We start from the raw sequence: 14,792 nt of genomic DNA, 5'->3' as shown, positions 1-14,792 counted from the left end.
GTCCCTTTTGAACGTTTTTTACTCGAACAATAAAAAAATCAAAAAAAACTCGAAAAAGGGCTTGCCAATGTGATGGCGATCTCTATAATGCCCCCTCGCTGACACGGCAACGCTCCACAAGGAACGAGAGCCCAATCAGCAAGGTCAAATAGCTAAGCCAAGTGCTTAAAAAAGTTTTGAAAAAAGTGGTTGACACTAAAACTTAACTCGCTAAAATGGCCGTCCGTTTTGAGCGTAGCTCAGTTCGGAAAGCTCTTTAACAATTTAAACCTATCAATCTGTGTGGGCACTCGTTGATGATAATCCAAATAGATACTTCGGTATCAATTTAGGTTTCAATGAAACGAAGTGACCATTGAATCTTCGGATTCAGCACAGTCAATTCAAACATTACTTTATGTAATGTTCAGTATTCATTGAGCCGAGAAAATCTTAAATTGAAGAGTTTGATCATGGCTCAGATTGAACGCTGGCGGCAGGCCTAACACATGCAAGTCGAGCGGAAACGAGTTAACTGAACCTTCGGGGGATGGTAACGGCGTCGAGCGGCGGACGGGTGAGTAATGCCTAGGAAGTTGCCCAGTAGAGGGGGATAACCATTGGAAACGATGGCTAATACCGCATAACCTCTTCGGAGCAAAGCAGGGGACCTTCGGGCCTTGCGCTATTGGATACGCCTAGGTGGGATTAGCTAGTTGGTGAGGTAATGGCTCACCAAGGCGACGATCCCTAGCTGGTCTGAGAGGATGATCAGCCACACTGGAACTGAGACACGGTCCAGACTCCTACGGGAGGCAGCAGTGGGGAATATTGCACAATGGGCGAAAGCCTGATGCAGCCATGCCGCGTGTGTGAAGAAGGCCTTCGGGTTGTAAAGCACTTTCAGCAGTGAGGAAGGCATTAAGATTAATACTCTTGGTGTTTGACGTTAGCTGCAGAAGAAGCACCGGCTAACTCCGTGCCAGCAGCCGCGGTAATACGGAGGGTGCGAGCGTTAATCGGAATTACTGGGCGTAAAGCGCATGCAGGTGGTGGATTAAGTCAGATGTGAAAGCCCGGGGCTCAACCTCGGAACTGCATTTGAAACTGGTTCACTAGAGTACTGTAGAGGGGGGTAGAATTTCAGGTGTAGCGGTGAAATGCGTAGAGATCTGAAGGAATACCGGTGGCGAAGGCGGCCCCCTGGACAGATACTGACACTCAGATGCGAAAGCGTGGGGAGCAAACAGGATTAGATACCCTGGTAGTCCACGCCGTAAACGATGTCTACTTGGAGGTTGTGGCCTTGAGCCGTGGCTTTCGGAGCTAACGCGTTAAGTAGACCGCCTGGGGAGTACGGTCGCAAGATTAAAACTCAAATGAATTGACGGGGGCCCGCACAAGCGGTGGAGCATGTGGTTTAATTCGATGCAACGCGAAGAACCTTACCTACTCTTGACATCCAGAGAACTTTCCAGAGATGGATTGGTGCCTTCGGGAACTCTGAGACAGGTGCTGCATGGCTGTCGTCAGCTCGTGTTGTGAAATGTTGGGTTAAGTCCCGCAACGAGCGCAACCCTTATCCTTGTTTGCCAGCGAGTAATGTCGGGAACTCCAGGGAGACTGCCGGTGATAAACCGGAGGAAGGTGGGGACGACGTCAAGTCATCATGGCCCTTACGAGTAGGGCTACACACGTGCTACAATGGCGCATACAGAGGGCGGCGAGCCAGCGATGGTCAGCGAATCCCAAAAAGTGCGTCGTAGTCCGGATTGGAGTCTGCAACTCGACTCCATGAAGTCGGAATCGCTAGTAATCGTAGATCAGAATGCTACGGTGAATACGTTCCCGGGCCTTGTACACACCGCCCGTCACACCATGGGAGTGGGCTGCAAAAGAAGTGGGTAGTTTAACCTTCGGGAGGACGCTCACCACTTTGTGGTTCATGACTGGGGTGAAGTCGTAACAAGGTAGCCCTAGGGGAACCTGGGGCTGGATCACCTCCTTATACGATGATTATTGCGATGAGTGTTCACACAGATTGATATGGTTTAAGAAGTTTAAGAGATAGAGATGTCCCCCAAGACATTTCGCACTAGTGTCCCGTTCGTCTAGAGGCCTAGGACACCGCCCTTTCACGGCGGTAACAGGGGTTCGACTCCCCTACGGGATACCATTGGGTCGTTAGCTCAGTTGGTAGAGCAGTTGACTTTTAATCAATTGGTCGCAGGTTCGAATCCTGCACGACCCACCATTCTTATTTAAAGAATGACTCTCAAGAATGGGGCTATAGCTCAGCTGGGAGAGCGCCTGCCTTGCACGCAGGAGGTCAGCAGTTCGATCCTGCTTAGCTCCACCATCTTGAAATTCTTCTCCACGAGGAATTAAAACTAATGTGGGCGATTAGCTCAGTTGGGAGAGCACCTGCCTTACAAGCAGGGGGTCACTGGTTCGAGCCCGGTATCGCCCACCATCTTTAAGCACATTTGCGTAAGTGTTCTTAAAAATGGTTTCTTTCTTTAAGTAGAAAGCAAAATCTAGCTCTTTAACAATTTGGAAAGCTGACAGATAACAATTTGATTGATTGTTATCTAAATAAAAGTTCTCAAATCCTATGTCTCTTAGAGATGTAGGTACCAACACACATTCAAGTGTTCTTGGGAATAACTTTCGAGTTATTCATATTTGAGTCCGGCAAAATCGAATGTCTCTCGCTCATTCAAATAATGAGAGACAACACCTTGGTTGTTTGCCATACGTAAAGACCCCTTCGGGTTGTATGGTTAAGTGACTAAGCGTACACGGTGGATGCCTTGGCAGTCAGAGGCGATGAAGGACGTATTAACTTGCGATAAGCCCAGATTAGGTAGTAAAAACCATTTGAGTCTGGGATTTCCGAATGGGGAAACCCAACTGCATAAGCAGTTACTGTTAACTGAATACATAGGTTAACAGAGCGAACCCGGGGAACTGAAACATCTAAGTACCCGGAGGAGTAGAAATCAACCGAGATTCCGAAAGTAGCGGCGAGCGAAATTGGACTAGCCCTTAAGCTTTTAATGATGCAGGTGAAGAGTCTGGAAAGTCTCGCGATACAGGGTGATAGCCCCGTAACCGACACATCATAATCAGTGAAATCGAGTAGGGCGGGACACGTGATATCCTGTCTGAATATGGGGGGACCATCCTCCAAGGCTAAATACTACTGACTGACCGATAGTGAACCAGTACCGTGAGGGAAAGGCGAAAAGAACCCCTGTGAGGGGAGTGAAATAGAACCTGAAACCGTGTACGTACAAGCAGTAGGAGCACCTTCGTGGTGTGACTGCGTACCTTTTGTATAATGGGTCAGCGACTTATATTCAGTAGCAAGGTTAACCGATTAGGGGAGCCGTAGAGAAATCGAGTCTTAACTGGGCGTCGAGTTGCTGGATATAGACCCGAAACCAGGTGATCTAGCCATGGGCAGGTTGAAGGTTGAGTAACATCAACTGGAGGACCGAACCGACTAATGTTGAAAAATTAGCGGATGACTTGTGGCTAGGGGTGAAAGGCCAATCAAACCTGGAGATAGCTGGTTCTCCCCGAAATCTATTTAGGTAGAGCCTCGGACGAATACTACTGGGGGTAGAGCACTGTTAAGGCTAGGGGGTCATCCCGACTTACCAACCCTTTGCAAACTCCGAATACCAGTAAGTACTATCCGGGAGACACACGGCGGGTGCTAACGTCCGTCGTGGAGAGGGAAACAACCCAGACCGCCAGCTAAGGTCCCAAAGTATAGCTAAGTGGGAAACGATGTGGGAAGGCTTAGACAGCTAGGATGTTGGCTTAGAAGCAGCCATCATTTAAAGAAAGCGTAATAGCTCACTAGTCGAGTCGGCCTGCGCGGAAGATGTAACGGGGCTAAGCTATACACCGAAGCTGCGGCAATGCAATTTATTGTATTGGGTAGGGGAGCGTTCTGTAAGCCGTTGAAGGTGGATTGTAAAGTCTGCTGGAGGTATCAGAAGTGCGAATGCTGACATGAGTAACGATAAAGGGGGTGAAAAACCTCCTCGCCGGAAGACCAAGGGTTCCTGTCCAACGTTAATCGGGGCAGGGTAAGTCGACCCCTAAGGCGAGGCCGAAAGGCGTAGTCGATGGGAAACGGGTTAATATTCCCGTACTTCTTACAATTGCGATGGGGGGACGGAGAAGGCTAGGTGGGCCTGGCGACGGTTGTCCAGGTTCAAGTGCGTAGGCTTAAGAGTTAGGTAAATCCGGCTCTTTTTAAGGCTGAGACACGATGTCGAGCTACTACGGTAGTGAAGTCATTGATGCCATGCTTCCAGGAAAAGCCTCTAAGCTTCAGATTGTAAGGAATCGTACCCCAAACCGACACAGGTGGTCGGGTAGAGAATACCAAGGCGCTTGAGAGAACTCGGGTGAAGGAACTAGGCAAAATGGTACCGTAACTTCGGGAGAAGGTACGCTCTTGACGGTGAAGTCCCTTGCGGATGGAGCTATTGAGAGTCGCAGATACCAGGTGGCTGCAACTGTTTATTAAAAACACAGCACTGTGCAAAATCGTAAGATGACGTATACGGTGTGACGCCTGCCCGGTGCCGGAAGGTTAATTGATGGGGTTAGACTTCGGTCGAAGCTCTTGATCGAAGCCCCGGTAAACGGCGGCCGTAACTATAACGGTCCTAAGGTAGCGAAATTCCTTGTCGGGTAAGTTCCGACCTGCACGAATGGCGTAATGATGGCCACGCTGTCTCCACCCGAGACTCAGTGAAATTGAAATCGCTGTGAAGATGCAGTGTACCCGCGGCTAGACGGAAAGACCCCGTGAACCTTTACTACAGCTTGGCACTGAACATTGAGCCTACATGTGTAGGATAGGTGGGAGGCTTTGAAGACGGTACGCCAGTATCGTTGGAGCCATCCTTGAAATACCACCCTTGTATGTTTGATGTTCTAACTTAGCCCCATTATCTGGGGTGAGGACAGTGCCTGGTGGGTAGTTTGACTGGGGCGGTCTCCTCCCAAAGAGTAACGGAGGAGCACGAAGGTGGGCTAATCACGGTTGGACATCGTGAGGTTAGTGCAATGGCATAAGCCCGCTTGACTGCGAGAATGACAATTCGAGCAGGTGCGAAAGCAGGTCATAGTGATCCGGTGGTTCTGTATGGAAGGGCCATCGCTCAACGGATAAAAGGTACTCCGGGGATAACAGGCTGATACCGCCCAAGAGTTCATATCGACGGCGGTGTTTGGCACCTCGATGTCGGCTCATCACATCCTGGGGCTGAAGTCGGTCCCAAGGGTATGGCTGTTCGCCATTTAAAGTGGTACGCGAGCTGGGTTTAGAACGTCGTGAGACAGTTCGGTCCCTATCTGCCGTGGGCGTTGGAAGATTGAAGGGGGCTGCTCCTAGTACGAGAGGACCGGAGTGGACGAACCTCTGGTGTTCGGGTTGTGTCGCCAGACGCATTGCCCGGTAGCTAAGTTCGGAATCGATAACCGCTGAAAGCATCTAAGCGGGAAGCGAGCCCTGAGATGAGTCTTCCCTGGCGCTTTAAGCGTCCTAAAGGGTTGTTCGAGACTAGAACGTTGATAGGCAGGGTGTGTAAGCGTTGTGAGGCGTTGAGCTAACCTGTACTAATTGCCCGTGAGGCTTAACCATACAACACCCAAGGGGTTTTGATGGACTCAAATAGAACATTGAATGTGTATAAGTAGAACTTAAAATCAGTTTTCCGAATTATTCGATTTGCAAGCAAATCTCACCCTAAAGGGCCGCACTAAAGTGCGTTTGAATTTGCGAGCAAATTGATAAAGAATTTGCTTGGCGACCATAGCGTTGTGGACCCACCTGATTCCATGCCGAACTCAGAAGTGAAACGCAATAGCGCCGATGGTAGTGTGGGGCTTCCCCATGTGAGAGTAGGACATCGCCAGGCTTTAAATTTAGTACATCTGCTCAGGCGGATGATACCACTGCGGAGTGGTAGTTCAGTTGGTTAGAATACCGGCCTGTCACGCCGGGGGTCGCGGGTTCGAGTCCCGTCCACTCCGCCATTTATTTCGAGACCTCAGCAGAAATGCTGAGGTCTTTTTGCATTTGGAGCAAATAGAAGCAGCGAGTTACCAAAACAGAGTAGTCGTTCAGTCAGTTAGGTGATGTTCAAAGGAATGCGATCTGTCATACAGAGTCGGAAAATTTGAGTTTCAACTACTCGCTATTTATTAAAAAGCCCAGTCAAAAGACTGGGCTTTTTCGTTTACGCTAATATAAAAATACTACTAGTATTCGGCTCTCTTTATTCTTATATCTAATTAGTAGCTATAACTCTTTATGGTATTTGTCGTCACCCTTAAGTCTGTTAAGACACCACCCACATTTATAACGCCTTATTAAGAATGATTTTCATTAGTGATATAAAATTGTGATATTTCACTAGAATGGATTGTTTTGATGGATACAACTCGCCGGAATTTTCTGCGCTGTTCTTCAGCTGTAGCCGCTCTATTTGCATTGCCTGCTTGCTCATTAACCAAGATACAAAACGAGGGTTCCAACAAAATTTTTTATCTTACTGCTGAGCCTTCTACTGCACGCTTGGTTGGTGACAATAAGACCAGTGTACTTGCCTTTAACGGTACCATCCCTGCACCTACAATTCGTTGTAGGCAAGGTGAAAAGGTAGTGATCCGTTTTACTAATGGACTCTCTGAGCCAACGACAATTCACTGGCATGGTTTAAGAATCCCTATTGAAATGGATGGTGTGCCTTTTTTAAGTCAACCTCCTATCATGCCAGGTGAAACCTTTGATTATGAATTTACTCCACCAGATGCCGGTACATTTTGGTACCACCCGCATATGAACAGCGTTAAGCAGCTGGGAATGGGGCTCGTTGGGTTGATTGTGGTTGAAGAAGCAATTCCTGTTGAGTTTGATGAAGAATATGACTTGATGCTCAAACACTGGCATTTAGATAAACAAGGTCAGTGGAAAGATTTAATGATTCCTCGCCTTAGCGCTCGAATGGGGACTCCGGGCGAGTGGGGAACAGTGAATGGTGTACATGAGCCTGCTTATACTCTTAAATCCAATGCGACAGTGAGGCTGCGCATTGCTAACGTCGATAATACAATTACCTACCCTATAGCTATTGAAGGTGCAGAAGCTTGGGTAATTGCAATAGATGGGAACCCCATTAGAAGCCCCTATAAGCTATCTGAGCATAAGATAGGGCCAGGAATGAGGTTTGATGTCGGCTTAATCGCGCCAGAGCCTGGGAAGCGCGTATACGTCCGACACATGAAAGGGCGATTTCCTTTCCCACTATGTGAATTTGAGATTATCGATTCCAGCCTACCAAAAGGTAAGGAACTCCCTGCTTTGCCACTAAACCCCGTACCTGAGCTTGATATTAAAAACGCTCAGCAGGTTGACTTTGTTTTTGAATGGGAAGGTGCTATATCTCCAACGGGCAAAGATGGTAAATCGAAGCCGACATTTTGGCTGACGAATCGGCGTGCATGGGAAGGTATGAGTAAAGATAATATACCCGCACCATTAGCATCGTTGGAGCTAGGCAAGACTTATATCTTCAATCTAAGAAATGTCACTCAGTATCACCATCCGATCCATCTTCATGGACATACATTTACCGTATTGGAACTTGATGGAAAACAACTATCAGAACCATTCCATACCGACACGGTGTTGCTCGGTAAAAACGGAACGGCTAAGGCCGCGTTTGTCGCAGATAACCCTGGGCGTTGGATGTACCACTGTCATGTCATTGAACATATGAAGACTGGGCTGATGGGTTATATTGAAGTTAAGTGACACCTGTAACTTTTTAAAAGTAGATGAGTAATCAAGTTATTATTCTACGTATGTTAGTTTGATTTCTCGCATATTTTGTATCAAACGCTAAAATAGCCATACAAAAATTTGGGGAATATTATGGGACAACTATCAATACTCGGCTTCATTGCATTAGGTGGGGCATTTGGTGCGTGCTCACGTTATCTAGTCTCCGAACTATGTGTTGCACTGTTTGGTAGAGGGTTCCCATATGGAACGCTCACAGTCAACGTAATTGGTTCGTTTGCTATGGGTCTACTAATCGCGGCGTTTGAGAATGAACTATTAGCGACTGAACCTTGGAGGCAAATTATAGGCTTAGGTTTTCTAGGTGCACTGACTACTTTCTCAACTTTCTCAATGGATAACGTGTTGCTTATGCAGCAGGGCGCATTTTTCAAAATGGGATTGAATGTCTTACTCAACGTTGTGCTTAGTATTTCTGCCGCTTGGGTAGGATTTCAGTTGTTGATCAAATCGTGAACAAAAACTAAGCAAAAAGTATACAAATCGGGTTTGTAAATCCTACTCGATTCCATATAATAAAATTCACTTGTCGGAGTGCCATAAGGCTGAGACCGTTAACTCGGGATCCGTTGAACCTGATCAGGCTAATACCTGCGAAGGGAACAAGAGAAGATACTAAACTAGAGATTCATCTGGTTATTCTATCATCTGATTACTCGTCCGAGTGATCGCTCTTGTAGCATCAATCCGCCAAGCATTTTTATCCAAAGTAAATAATTACACGCAAGGAAAAATGCTATGTCGAGTCGTAAACAAGCAAGACTGGAAGCTAAACAGTTCATCGATTCATTGTCGGTAGAGCCATATCCAAACTCATCTAAAGTCTACGTAGAAGGAACACGTAGCGATATCCAAGTACCAATGAGAGAAATTAAGCTAGCAGATAGCTTGATTGGCGGTACCAAAGAAGAACCTGTTTTTGAGCCTAATGAGCCAATTCACGTCTATGATACCTCTGGTGTTTATACCGACTCTACTCATACCATTGACCTATACCAAGGGTTGCCAAAGCTACGTGAACACTGGATTGAAGAGCGTGAAGATACTCAATTACTTGATGATGTGAGCTCTGTTTATACTAAATCTCGTTTGGAAGACGAAACTCTAGATGAGCTGCGCTATGGCAATTTACCGCGCATCCGCCAAGCGAAAGAAGGCTCTTGCGTCACCCAACTTCATTACGCTCGCAAGGGGATTATTACACCCGAAATGGAGTATATCGCTATTCGCGAAAATATGGGGCGTCGAAAGTATGCTGATGAGCAACTTAACCATCAACATCCAGGGCAGAACTTTGGTGCTAATCTACCTAAAGAGATCACTTCTGAGTTTGTTAGGAAAGAAGTCGCTGAAGGTCGCGCAATCATTCCATCCAATATCAACCACCCTGAAGCTGAGCCGATGATCATTGGCCGTAACTTCTTAGTTAAAGTAAATGCAAACATTGGCAACTCTTCGGTGAGCTCTTCTATTGAAGAAGAAGTAGAAAAGCTTGTTTGGGCGACGCGTTGGGGTGGGGATACCGTGATGGATCTCTCTACTGGGCGAAACATTCACGAAACTCGTGAATGGATTCTACGTAATAGCCCTGTGCCAATTGGTACTGTACCAATGTACCAAGCTCTGGAAAAAGTAAATGGTGTTGCAGAGAACCTTAACTGGGAAGTAATGCGAGATACTTTGATAGAGCAAGCCGAGCAGGGGGTTGACTACTTCACTATCCATGCTGGTTTGCTGCTGCGTTATGTCCCAATGACAGCTAAGCGTGTGACTGGCATTGTGTCTCGTGGTGGTTCTATCATTGCGAAATGGTGTCTAGCTCACCACCAGGAAAGCTTCCTATACACTCACTTTAGAGAGATCTGTGAAATTTGTGCTAAGTACGATGTCGCGCTGTCCCTTGGTGATGGCTTACGTCCAGGCTCGATTGCAGATGCGAACGACGAAGCTCAATTTGCGGAACTACGTACCCTTGGCGAGTTAACCAAAGTAGCCTGGGAGTACGATGTACAGGTCATCATTGAAGGCCCTGGGCATGTTCCAATGCACATGATCAAAGAGAACATGGAAGAACAGTTGGAGCATTGCCACGAAGCACCTTTCTATACTCTTGGCCCATTAACTACAGATGTAGCACCTGGCTATGATCATATTACCTCAGGAATCGGCGCTGCGATGATTGGTTGGTACGGCTGTGCAATGCTTTGCTATGTGACGCCAAAAGAGCACTTAGGCCTACCCAACAAGGAAGACGTAAAAACAGGCTTAATAACCTACAAATTGGCTGCTCATGCCGCTGATCTGGCAAAAGGTCACCCTGGTGCACAAATCCGCGATAACGCTCTGTCAAAAGCGCGCTTTGAATTCCGTTGGGAAGACCAATTTAATTTGTCATTGGACCCTGAAACCGCCCGCGCTTTCCATGATGAGACTCTGCCTCAGGAATCTGGAAAAGTGGCGCACTTCTGTTCCATGTGTGGGCCTAAGTTCTGTTCAATGAAGATTTCTCAAGAGGTTCGCGAATACGCAAAAGACACGGAGCAAGTCGCGGCAGATCAGGCGATAGAAATCAAAATGCTAGACGATCCATTGGAAGGTATGCGTCAGAAGTCCAAAGAGTTCCTTGAAACTGGCTCTGAGCTTTACCATCCAGCGGTTGATAGCAAATCACTCGAACTTGAAGGCGAAAAGTGAAAATCCTTATACCAACCCAAAATATAAACTTAACGGGTGAGATACAGCAATGCTTATTGGTAGCGAAGTCCTATGGCTTCGCTATTGAGGATATCGAGTTGGGTGTAAGCTCAACTCCGTATCTTGAAGTTGGCCTTGAAGGCCAACTTCAGACTATAGGTATAAAGCGTTCTCATCAGTGTCATACTTCAGATAGTCACCAAGATGTGCTTCTGGATTATTCCATCGAACGCTTCGATACACTACTGCAGCGAAATGTTGTTGAGCCTCACCACATATATATTAATGTCGAGTTCAATTTGGACTTGGCTCTAGGTGAGTCGGCAGAAATTACCACTCAGTATTTAGATGTCTGGCGCGGACCTACATCTCAACGTGCGATTCAATCAGCATCCACAATCAGTGAAAATGAAATTGAGCGACATTCCAGTTGGGTTGTGGCTTTATTGGCATTAGATTTCCCGATAGAAGATGCTTTAATGGTTGCAAGAGCGGCAATGAATGTTTCACGTGAAACATGGCCGACCCAGTTTGAAGATTATCCGACACCAATATTGGAACTCGATCAGCTAGGCATTCATGTTGGTTGGGGAATAGGTGAGCATAGTATTCAATTCCCACAAATAGCTAAGGAAAAGCTAGGTTTATACCCGGTTGTTGACAGTGTCGAGTGGATCGAAGCTCTTCTAAAAATGGGTGTTAAAACGGTTCAACTACGAATCAAAAACAGCGAGCTTCCAGACTTAGAACATCAAATAAGTAAGTCTATTCGCCTAGGGCGAGAATACAATGCGCAAGTCTTTATTAATGACTATTGGCAACTGGCTATCAAGCATGGCGCATACGGCGTTCACTTAGGTCAGGAAGATATCGAAGAATCAAATTTAGTTTCTCTATCTCAAGCTGGCATCAAACTTGGTTTATCTACCCATGGGTATTATGAGTTGATGCGTATTTGCCAAATTTCACCGAGCTACATTGCACTGGGGCATATTTTCCCAACCACAACTAAGGAAATGCCTTCAAAGCCTCAAGGTTTAGTGCGCCTTAAGCTTTATCAACAGTTAATCGATACGATTCCTTATCACAACGATCTTGGGTTCCCGACAGTGGCAATCGGTGGAATTGATAGCAATACTGCACCACAAGTTTGGGAGTGTGGAGTGACCAGTCTTGCAGTCGTTCGCGCAATTACTTTGGCAGATCAACCTCAACAGGTCGTTGATTGGTTTAACTCGCTCATCAATAAACCACAATCTTGTATAGACAAGGAAAAACAACATGTTGTCGGATAGCCAGTTTCTTCGCTATCAAAGACAAGTTTGTTTGTCAGACATTGGTGAAGTAGGCCAACAGAGATTACTTAACAGCCATGTGTTAGTGATTGGATGTGGGGGGTTAGGTAGTGCGGCGATTATGTACCTTGCTTCTGCGGGAGTAGGGAAACTCGTTATTGTTGATGACGATGCCGTTGACAGCAGTAACCTACAGCGCCAAGTGATTTATCGCCAAAGTGATTTAGATCAGTCGAAAGTCCTATCGGTACAAAAACAAGTAGCCAACATTAACCCTGATTGCCAAGTACGAACAGTCGGAAAGCGAATGGATGATAGTCAACTTTCGCTCGAAGTCATGCTGGCTGACTTGGTACTAGATTGTTGTGACAATATGCCGACAAGGCAGTCAATTAATAAAGCTTGTTTTAACTCTCAAACACCTCTCGTGACTGCAGCGGCGATAGGTTGGCAGGGGCAACTATCTGTATTTGATTTCACTGGAGATGATGTACCTTGTTATCGATGTGCTTACCCGTTTGATGAGTTACCTCAAGAAACGAATTGCACGGCCGGCGGTATTGTCGGCCCTGTGGTCGGCACGATGGGCAACCTCCAAGCGCTAGCCGCGATTCAGAAGATCTCGGTAGGTGAGTTCTTACTGCCTACCAACGCGATAAAAATGTTTGACGGCAAATCTATGGATTGGCAGCAATTATCAATTACAAAAGATTCGCAATGCACCACTTGCTCAAAGTAAGCAAGCGGCTAATAGCAAATAGAGTAGAGCAATGTCTTGTATAGAAATACAAATTAACGGTGAAGCAGAGTCGATCTCATCAGGTGCTTCGCTTAGCGATATTATCCACCAGTTTGGTTTACCTGAACTAGGCTGCGTTTTTTCAATCAACAATGTCGTAATCCCTCGTAGCAATTGGAATACAACCCAAGTTAATCAAGGCGACGCCATTTCACTGTTTCAAGCATTCGCAGGAGGTTAACTATGTTAAAAATAGCAGATAAAACGTTTCAATCTCGTCTATTCACGGGTACAGGAAAGTTTGCCAACAATCAGCTAATGATTGATGCCATTATCGAGTCACGTTCTGAGCTTTCGACTATGGCACTTAAGAGAGTTGAAATCGGCAACCAAGACGACGATATTCTGAGTCCAATCGTAAAGGCCGGAGTAAATCTATTACCCAATACTTCTGGTGCTAAGAATGCTGAAGATGCCGTATTCGCGGCGCACCTTGCTAGAGAAGCACTTCAAACTAATTGGCTAAAGCTGGAGATTCACCCAGACCCTAAGTATTTAATGCCAGATCCAGTCGAAACACTGAAGGCCGCTGAGCAATTGGTCAAAGACGGATTTAATGTGCTGCCCTATTGCCATGCCGATCCTGTGTTGTGTAAGAGGCTAGAAGAAGTTGGGTGTGCAGCAGTAATGCCGCTAGGTGCGCCTATAGGTTCAAACAAAGGCTTAGTCTCCGAAGAGTTCCTTAAAATCATCATCGATCAAGCGAACGTACCGGTTGTTGTCGACGCTGGTATTGGAGCGCCTTCACATGCTGCTTATGCCATGGAACTTGGAGCTGATGCGGTATTGGTTAATACAGCGATTGCTGCAGCGAAAGACCCTGTAGCGATGGCAAGAGCGTTTCGTATGGCAGTGGAGTCAGGTCGAATTGCTTACGAATCTGGTATGGCTTCAGTGGCTAACCACGCCGTTGCTTCCAGTCCACTCACAGCCTTCTTAGATTAACGGGGCTTTTTAATGAGCTTTCTTACGCAATTTAATCAAATGAATTGGGATGACATTTCTTTGTCTATCCGTACAAAAACGGCAGCTGATGTAGAAAGGGCGCTCGCTAAGCCAAAGTGCGATTTGGAAGACTTTAAGGCGCTTATCTCTCCTGCCGCAGAACCTTACTTAGAGCAGATGGCACAACGTTCTTTAGCACTAACACGCCAACGTTTTGGTAATACGATGGCGTTGTACATTCCATTATATCTTTCGAATCTATGTGCCAATGCATGTACCTATTGCGGTTTCTCGATGGAGAACCGCATTAAGCGTCGCACTCTCAATAGCGAAGAAATTGATGCAGAAATCAAAGCCATTAAGCAGATGAAGTTTGACAGTGTTCTACTCGTGACTGGGGAACATGAAACTAAAGTTGGAATGAAGTATTTCCGCCAAGCCTTGCCACAAATTAAGCAAGAATTCAGTTACCTTGCGATGGAAGTTCAACCTCTAGAGCAAGATGAGTACGCTGAGCTGAAAACTTTAGGCCTTGACGCTGTAATGGTTTACCAAGAAACGTATCATCCTTCGACTTATGCTGAGCATCATCTACGAGGGAACAAGACAAATTTCGAATACCGTTTAGAAACACCAGATCGCTTGGCAAGGGCGGGCATCGACAAGATAGGTATTGGCGCCCTTATCGGGTTGGAAGATTGGCGGACAGATTGCTTCTACGTTGCATCGCATTTAGATTACTTAGAGAGAACTTATTGGCAAACGCGTTATTCGATTTCATTCCCTCGTTTACGACCATGTGAAGGTGGGTTGCAGCCTAAATCTGTTATGTCGGATAAGCAGTTGGTGCAATTAATTTGTGCTTACCGTTTGCTAAATCCGGAAGTTGAACTTTCTCTGTCTACAAGGGAGTCCGCGCACTTCAGAGATAATGTGTTGCCATTGGGGATTACGAGTATGTCTGCGGCGTCAAAAACTCAACCTGGTGGCTACGCTTTAGAAGATGTAGAGCTAGAGCAATTTGAAATTAGTGATGAACGCTCGGCCCAAAGTGTTGAAAGCATGATTAAGCAACGCGGCTTTGATCCTGTATGGAAAGATTGGCATAACGCTTATTCAGGGTAGTTCAGCACAACCTCCCGTTTGAGTGTTTCACGTGAAACAAAAAAGGCTACTCAAGAGTGAG

The 14,792-nt window shown here is 46.3% G+C and carries 8 protein-coding genes, 5 tRNA genes, 3 rRNA genes and 1 riboswitch; all 16 genes read left to right on the top strand.

The genetic code is table 11. The features are described from left to right. Positions 1 to 434: 434 nt before the first annotated feature. Positions 435 to 1,987: ribosomal RNA gene (locus ACXABW_RS14990) — 16S ribosomal RNA — on the top strand. Positions 1,988 to 2,079: 92 nt separating this feature from the next. Beyond that, a tRNA-Glu gene (locus ACXABW_RS14985) sits at positions 2,080 to 2,155 on the top strand. Positions 2,156 to 2,157: 2 nt separating this feature from the next. Then, positions 2,158 to 2,233, top strand: a tRNA-Lys gene (locus ACXABW_RS14980). 29 nt (positions 2,234 to 2,262) lie between these two features. Further along, positions 2,263 to 2,338 (top strand) — tRNA-Ala (locus tag ACXABW_RS14975). Positions 2,339 to 2,376: 38 nt separating this feature from the next. Continuing rightward, a tRNA-Val gene (locus ACXABW_RS14970) sits at positions 2,377 to 2,452 on the top strand. 308 nt (positions 2,453 to 2,760) lie between these two features. Next, positions 2,761 to 5,650 (top strand): 23S ribosomal RNA (locus ACXABW_RS14965). A 161-nt stretch (positions 5,651 to 5,811) separates the two neighbouring features. Then, positions 5,812 to 5,927, top strand: a 5S ribosomal RNA gene (gene rrf, locus ACXABW_RS14960). Together the 16S, 23S and 5S rRNA genes with 5 tRNA genes alongside form the textbook arrangement of a ribosomal RNA operon. Before the next feature lie 41 nt (positions 5,928 to 5,968). After that, a tRNA-Asp gene (locus ACXABW_RS14955) sits at positions 5,969 to 6,045 on the top strand. Between the two features lie 397 nt (positions 6,046 to 6,442). Next, a complete protein-coding gene (locus ACXABW_RS14950; protein WP_457523337.1) occupies positions 6,443 to 7,825 on the top strand; it encodes a multicopper oxidase domain-containing protein in 1,383 nt (460 codons plus the stop codon). 120 nt (positions 7,826 to 7,945) lie between these two features. Then, a complete protein-coding gene (crcB, locus tag ACXABW_RS14945; protein ID WP_252028866.1) occupies positions 7,946 to 8,329 on the top strand; it encodes a fluoride efflux transporter CrcB in 384 nt (127 codons plus the stop codon). Between the two features lie 64 nt (positions 8,330 to 8,393). After that, positions 8,394 to 8,492: riboswitch (TPP riboswitch) on the top strand. Positions 8,493 to 8,611: 119 nt separating this feature from the next. Then, positions 8,612 to 10,567 (top strand): phosphomethylpyrimidine synthase ThiC, encoded by a 1,956-nt coding sequence (thiC, locus tag ACXABW_RS14940; protein WP_457523334.1) that lies wholly within the window; start codon positions 8,612 to 8,614, stop codon positions 10,565 to 10,567. Next, complete coding sequence (locus ACXABW_RS14935) at positions 10,564 to 11,862, top strand: thiamine phosphate synthase (RefSeq protein ID WP_457523332.1); 1,299 nt, start codon at positions 10,564 to 10,566, stop codon at positions 11,860 to 11,862. The genes thiC and ACXABW_RS14935 overlap by 4 nt, the downstream gene beginning before the upstream one ends. Further along, entirely contained in the window at positions 11,849 to 12,601 is a 753-nt protein-coding gene (locus tag ACXABW_RS14930) for a HesA/MoeB/ThiF family protein (RefSeq protein ID WP_457523330.1), read from the top strand. The genes ACXABW_RS14935 and ACXABW_RS14930 overlap by 14 nt, the downstream gene beginning before the upstream one ends. A 31-nt stretch (positions 12,602 to 12,632) precedes the next feature. Next, complete coding sequence (thiS, locus tag ACXABW_RS14925; protein WP_457523328.1) at positions 12,633 to 12,842, top strand: sulfur carrier protein ThiS; 210 nt, start codon at positions 12,633 to 12,635, stop codon at positions 12,840 to 12,842. A gap of 2 nt (positions 12,843 to 12,844) precedes the next feature. Next, positions 12,845 to 13,606, top strand: a complete 762-nt coding sequence (locus ACXABW_RS14920; RefSeq protein ID WP_457523326.1) for a thiazole synthase — start codon at positions 12,845 to 12,847, stop codon at positions 13,604 to 13,606. A gap of 12 nt (positions 13,607 to 13,618) precedes the next feature. After that, positions 13,619 to 14,731, top strand: a complete 1,113-nt coding sequence (gene thiH, locus ACXABW_RS14915; protein WP_457523325.1) for a 2-iminoacetate synthase ThiH — start codon at positions 13,619 to 13,621, stop codon at positions 14,729 to 14,731. Positions 14,732 to 14,792: the final 61 nt, after the last annotated feature.

Source organism: Vibrio paucivorans (genome assembly GCF_054053395.1).
The sequence above is the reverse complement of the archived record's forward strand: the minus strand, read 5'-3'. Positions and strand labels throughout refer to the sequence as shown.

What these genes read in the sequence shown, in the direction of transcription:
- ACXABW_RS14950 (WP_457523337.1), top strand. Translation starts at nt 6,443, where the DNA reads ATGGATACAACTCGCCGGAATTTTCTGCGCTGTTCTTCAGCTGTAGCC.
- crcB (WP_252028866.1), top strand. Translation starts at nt 7,946, where the DNA reads ATGGGACAACTATCAATACTCGGCTTCATTGCATTAGGTGGGGCATTT.
- thiC (WP_457523334.1), top strand. Translation starts at nt 8,612, where the DNA reads ATGTCGAGTCGTAAACAAGCAAGACTGGAAGCTAAACAGTTCATCGAT.
- ACXABW_RS14930 (WP_457523330.1), top strand. Translation starts at nt 11,849, where the DNA reads ATGTTGTCGGATAGCCAGTTTCTTCGCTATCAAAGACAAGTTTGTTTG.
- thiS (WP_457523328.1), top strand. Translation starts at nt 12,633, where the DNA reads ATGTCTTGTATAGAAATACAAATTAACGGTGAAGCAGAGTCGATCTCA.
- ACXABW_RS14920 (WP_457523326.1), top strand. Translation starts at nt 12,845, where the DNA reads ATGTTAAAAATAGCAGATAAAACGTTTCAATCTCGTCTATTCACGGGT.
- thiH (WP_457523325.1), top strand. Translation starts at nt 13,619, where the DNA reads ATGAGCTTTCTTACGCAATTTAATCAAATGAATTGGGATGACATTTCT.